The sequence below is a fragment of the Streptomyces sp. UNOC14_S4 genome (genome assembly GCF_020740835.1).
Taxonomy (GTDB): domain Bacteria; phylum Actinomycetota; class Actinomycetes; order Streptomycetales; family Streptomycetaceae; genus Streptomyces.
Genome location: NZ_JAINFC010000628.1, coordinates 1 through 3820, shown reverse-complemented (window position 1 = coordinate 3820; position 3820 = coordinate 1). Strand labels below are relative to the sequence as shown.

Genomic DNA, 3820 nt, shown 5'->3' with positions numbered 1-3820 from the left:
CGTGTCGATCGCGTAGCGGGCGGCCGACTCCGGCATCGTGGAGTGGAAGGCGGTGTCGAAGACCGCGACCTGCGGCAGGTCCGGGCGCAGGCCCCTCCCGCGTCCTCGTCCTCAACTCCGGCTCCTCGTCGGTCAAGTACCAGCTGCTCGACATGGCCGACGGCGCCCGTCTGGCCGTCGGCCTGGTCGAGCGCATCGGTGAGGAGACCTCCCGGCTCGCGCACACCCCGCTGGCGACGGACGGTGCCAAGCGCGAGCGCGAGGAGCGCATCGCCGACCACGCGGCCGCGCTGAAGGCCGTCTCCGAGGAGCTGGCGGCGGACGGGCTCGGCCTGGACTCGCCGGAGCTGGCCGCGATCGGCCACCGGGTCGTGCACGGCGGTCAGAAGTTCACCCAGCCGACCGTGATCACCGAAGAGGTCGTCGCCGAGCTGGAGAAGCTGGTGCCGCTGGCGCCGCTGCACAACCCGGCGAACATCACCGGTATCCGTACGGCGATGGGCCTGCGCCCGGACCTGCCGCAGGTCGCGGTCTTCGACACCGCCTTCCACTCCACGATGCCGGAGTCGGCCGCCCGCTACGCGATCGACACGGCCACGGCCGACGCCCACTCGGTCCGCCGCTACGGCTTCCACGGCACCTCGCACGCGTACGTCTCCCGCGAGACCGCCAAGCTGCTCGGCAAGGACCCGTCCGAGGTCAACGTGATCGTGCTGCACCTGGGCAACGGCGCCTCCGCCTCCGCGGTGCGCGGCGGCCGTTGCGTGGACACCTCGATGGGCCTGACCCCGCTGGAGGGCCTGGTCATGGGCACCCGATCGGGTGACCTCGACCCGGCCGTCATCCTGCACCTCTCCCGTAACGCCGGGATGTCCGTCGACGAGATCGACTCGCTCCTGAACAAGAAGAGCGGTCTGATCGGTCTGTGCGGCGACAACGACATGCGCGAGATCCGCCGTCGGATCGACGAGGGCGACGAGCAGGCGGCGCTGGCCTTCGACGTCTACGTGCACCGACTGAAGAAGTACATCGGCGCGTACTACGCCGTTCTCGGCAAGGTCGACGCGATCGCGTTCACTGCCGGTGTCGGCGAGAACGCCGCCCCGGTCCGCGAGGCCGCGGTGGCCGGTCTGGAGGAGCTCGGCCTGGTCGTGGACGGGGACCTCAACGCCGTCCGGTCCGGCGAGCCCCGGCTGATCTCCCCCGAGTACGCCCGGGTCGCGGTCGCCGTGGTGCCCACCGATGAGGAGCTGGAGATCGCCACACAGTCGTACGCGCTGGTCAGCGCTTGATCACCGCTTTGGTCGGCGCACCGCGCCTGTCCTTTCCCACAGCTCGAATATTCCGCTCCGAAACAAACCGATAGGATCTGCCCCATGCGCCGTTCCAAAATCGTCTGCACCCTGGGCCCCGCCGTCGACTCCTTCGACCAGCTGAAGACGCTGATCGAGGCGGGTATGAATGTGGCCCGTTTCAACATGAGCCACGGGTCCCACCAGGAGCACGAGGAGCGGTACCACCGCCTCCGCAAGGCCTCCGAGGAGACCGGCCGCGCGGTCGGCGTCCTGGCCGACCTCCAGGGTCCGAAGATCCGCCTGGAGACCTTCGCGGACGGTCCGGTCGAGCTGGTGCGCGGTGACGAGTTCACCATCACCACCGAGGACGTCCCGGGCGACAGGACCATCTGCGGCACGACCTACAAGGGCCTGCCGGGCGATGTCTCCAAGGGCGACCAGGTCCTGATCAACGACGGCAACGTCGAGCTCCGGGTCACCGGGGTCGAGGGCCCGCGGGTGAAGACGATCGTCATCGAGGGCGGTGTCATCTCCGACCACAAGGGCATCAACCTGCCCGGCGCGGCGGTGAACGTCCCGGCGCTGTCCGAGAAGGACGTCGAGGACCTGAAGTTCGCGCTCGCGATGGGCTGCGACATGGTCGCCCTGTCCTTCGTCCGCGACGCCAAGGACGTCCTCGACGTGCACCGCGTCATGGACGAGGTCGGCCGCCGCGTGCCGGTCATCGCCAAGGTCGAGAAGCCGCAGGCCGTCGCCAACATGCAGGACGTCGTCGCGGCGTTCGACGGTGTGATGGTGGCCCGTGGTGACCTGGCGGTGGAGTACCCGCTGGAGAAGGTCCCGATGGTGCAGAAGCGCCTCGTGGAGATGTGCCGCCGCAACGCCAAGCCGGTGATCGTCGCGACCCAGATGATGGAGTCGATGATCACCAACTCGCGGCCGACCCGCGCCGAGGCCTCCGACGTCGCCAACGCGATCCTGGACGGCGCGGACGCGGTCATGCTGTCCGCCGAGTCCAGCGTGGGCGCGTACCCGATCGAGACGGTCAAGACCATGTCGAAGATCGTCCGCGCGGCCGAGGAGGAGCTCCTCTCCAAGGGCCTCCAGCCGCTGGTCCCGGGCAAGAAGCCGCGCACCCAGGGCGGCTCCGTGGCCCGTGCCGCGTGCGAGATCGCGGACTTCCTCGACGGCAAGGCGCTCGTGGCGTTCACCAAGTCCGGTGACACGGCCCGTCGCCTGTCGCGCTACCGCACGGCCCAGCCGATCCTGGCCTTCACCACGGACACCGAGACCCGCAACCAGCTCACCCTGAGCTGGGGCGTCGAGTCCTTCGTCGTCCCGCACGTGGACAACACGGACGCGATGGTCGACCTGGTGGACGCGGAGCTGCTCAAGCTCAAGCGTTACAACGCGGGTGACACGATGGTGATCACGGCGGGGTCGCCCCCCGGCGTTCCGGGTACGACCAACATGGTCCGGGTTCACCACCTCGGTGAGGGGCGCTGACCGTAGGTCGGTGACTGCGGGTCCGCTTCGGCTGGGCGCGCCCACGCGGCGGAGCCGCACAATGTGACCGCCCCGCGCCCCTGTCGGGGCGCCGCTGAACGTGACGATGGCCGTCACCCCTTTTCGGGGTGACGGCCATCGTCGTTTTCCGGCGGCTCCCGGAGATCTAGGGGTACGTACCGTCCGTGTAGTACTGGTGCAGGTTCTCGATGTGGAGGGTGCCGCCGAACTGGCCTCCCTGACGGAGCTTCACATCGGTGAAGAGGAGGGGGATCGGCACCTTCAGCCCGGGGATCAGCGGTGGCGGGCTGGTGGGGCTCTGGGTCGTCGGAATGATCCCCAGCAGCTTGCCCTTGAGCTCCTCGGTGTACAGGGTGACCTTGTCGCCGGTGATCGTGGAGTTCGTACCGGGGCCCGTGATGTGGCTCTCGCGGCCGTAGGTGTTGACGATCTGGTGCAGGTCCTTGATCGTGACGGCGTCGGCGGTGAACTTCAGGACGTTCTTCTCCTGCCCGTTCACCATCTTGATCCTCTTGATCCCCTGGTAGGTCAGACCGTGGAGGGTGAGGGCGCTGGACTCCAGATACCAGGGCTGGATGGGGAAGGCGTGCCCCTCCTTCTCGTCCACCACGTCCGGCTTCGGGCAGGGCGGGAGCGTTCCGGTTCCGGGGGAAGCCGAAGAACTCGCGCCAGGACTGGGGCTCGCGCTCGTGCCCGGGGAAGAGGGCGCGGACGGAGGGGCCGAGGAAGGGGCAGTGGACGGCTTCCGTGCACCGACACCGGGCTCCGGCTTGGCCTTGTCCCCGCCTCCCGCGGACGGTGAGGCGGACGGCGACGGAGAGACGGGCGGAGCGGGCGGGGCGGGCGAGGTGCCCGTCGAGGGCGGTTCGCCCGGCTTTTCCTCACCGTGCTCGCCGTGACCGCCGGTCAGGATGTCCCGCAGCTTGTCGCCGAGGCCCAACGGGTCCAGCGGGTTGAAGGACTTGGAGGCGGAGGACGACGGGGACGAGGACGGGGAC

Annotated in this window: 2 protein-coding genes and 2 pseudogenes; 2 read left to right on the top strand and 2 right to left on the bottom strand. The window is 69.2% G+C overall.

The window, feature by feature from the left end; all coding sequences use genetic code 11:
- Positions 1-96 (bottom strand): annotated as a pseudogene (locus K6I34_RS33330) (hypothetical protein); the annotation flags it as partial.
- Between the two features lie 47 nt (positions 97-143).
- On the opposite strand from K6I34_RS33330, the gene K6I34_RS33325 reads away from it, so the two are divergent.
- Both K6I34_RS33325 and pyk read left to right on the top strand, forming a co-directional pair.
- Positions 144-1292 carry an acetate kinase gene (locus K6I34_RS33325; RefSeq protein WP_229331781.1) on the top strand — a complete coding sequence of 383 codons (1149 nt, stop codon included), beginning with the start codon at positions 144-146 and terminating at the stop codon, positions 1290-1292.
- Between the two features lie 84 nt (positions 1293-1376).
- The gene (pyk, locus tag K6I34_RS33320) at positions 1377-2801 is read left to right on the top strand and encodes a pyruvate kinase (RefSeq protein WP_229331780.1); all 1425 of its coding nucleotides are present in this window, start codon (positions 1377-1379) and stop codon (positions 2799-2801) included.
- Between the two features lie 166 nt (positions 2802-2967).
- On the opposite strand, the pseudogene K6I34_RS33315 reads toward pyk, so the two are convergent.
- Positions 2968-3820 (bottom strand): annotated as a pseudogene (locus K6I34_RS33315) (hydrogenase expression protein HypF); the annotation flags it as partial.